Origin of the sequence: Pseudoalteromonas sp. CNC9-20, from assembly GCF_022347875.1 — a bacterium.
Taxonomy (GTDB): domain Bacteria; phylum Pseudomonadota; class Gammaproteobacteria; order Enterobacterales; family Alteromonadaceae; genus Pseudoalteromonas; species Pseudoalteromonas ruthenica.
This window is the reverse complement of record NZ_JAKRFS010000016.1, coordinates 1-1192: the sequence shown is the minus strand read 5'-3', so window position 1 is coordinate 1192 and position 1192 is coordinate 1. Positions and strand designations below refer to the sequence as shown.

The following is a 1192-nucleotide window of genomic DNA, read 5'->3' as shown; positions in this document are numbered from 1 at the left end:
CCCAAAATTAACACCATGACTTTGATGAGATTTCTAATAAACTGGAGACAATGGAGATCTCAAAATGAAAAAACGTTACACCGAAGAACAAATTATCCGAGCAATCAAACAACATGAAGCTGGCGCTAAAGTTGATGATATTTGCCGAGAGATGGGAGTATCGACAGGCACTTTTTATAACTGGCGCAGTAAATATGCAGGCCTAGAAGTAAATGAAGCCAAGCGTTTAAAAGAGCTTGAATCAGAGAACAATAAGCTCAAGCGTTTGTTGGCTGACAAGATGCTTGAAGTTGAAGGTATGAAGGATGTGCTCTCAAAAAAGTGGTGAAGCCTTCGGATAAGAAACGGATCGCTAGCCACCTCATCGAGCTATTTAACCTCAGTGAGCGAGCTGCATGCCAACTATCAGGGGTTAGCCGAACCGCATTTCGATATCGTCCAAGAGCGAAGGCAGATAACACACTAAGAGAGCGATTAAAACGCTTAGCTACTGAATACCCTCGTTATGGTTATTTGATGCTTCACGGCCTGTTAAAAGCTGAGGGCTTAGTGAGGAATAAAAAGCAGACATATCGTCTTTATACGGAAGAAGGGCTCCAAGTTCGCACCAAAAAGCGGAAGAAAGTACAACGGTCAGGACTTCCTTTGGAAGTACCGTCAAAGCCGAACCAGCGCTGGTCTATGGACTTTGTTTCAGATCAGCTAGCCAATGGTCGACGCTTCAGAACGCTGAATGTGGTTGATGATTATTCACGAGAAATGGTCGGGCAGCTTGTCTGTGTTTCAATTAGTGGCAAACAGGTTGCTCGATTTTTATCTGAGATGATAGAAAGAAACACGAGGCGCACCTAATTCAATAGTGTGTGATAACGGCACAGAGTTTACGAGCAAAGCCATGTTCTTCTGGTCAAAAGAAACCAAAGTAAAACTCAGCTTTATCCAGCCCGGGAAGCCAACTCAAAACGCTTTTGTTGAAAGCTTAAATGGTAAATTCAGAAATGAGTGTTTAAACCAGCACTGGTTCAGGACGATGGAAGAAGCAAGGTATGAAATTGATTTATGGCGAGAACATTATAATCATGTTCGACCACACAGTTCGCTGAATTATTTATCGCCAGTTGAGTTTGCTAAACGGGCCGCTTAATATGAATTATCTCATCGAATGAATGGTACTAATTCAGGGGAAAGGTCA

1 pseudogene is annotated in these 1192 nt (G+C 42.5%); it reads left to right on the top strand.

Features of this window, described 5'->3' with window-relative positions:
- The first annotated feature begins 64 nt into the window (after positions 1 to 64).
- A pseudogene (locus MHM89_RS18770) lies at positions 65 to 1144 on the top strand (IS3 family transposase).
- The last annotated feature ends 48 nt before the right edge of the window (positions 1145 to 1192 follow it).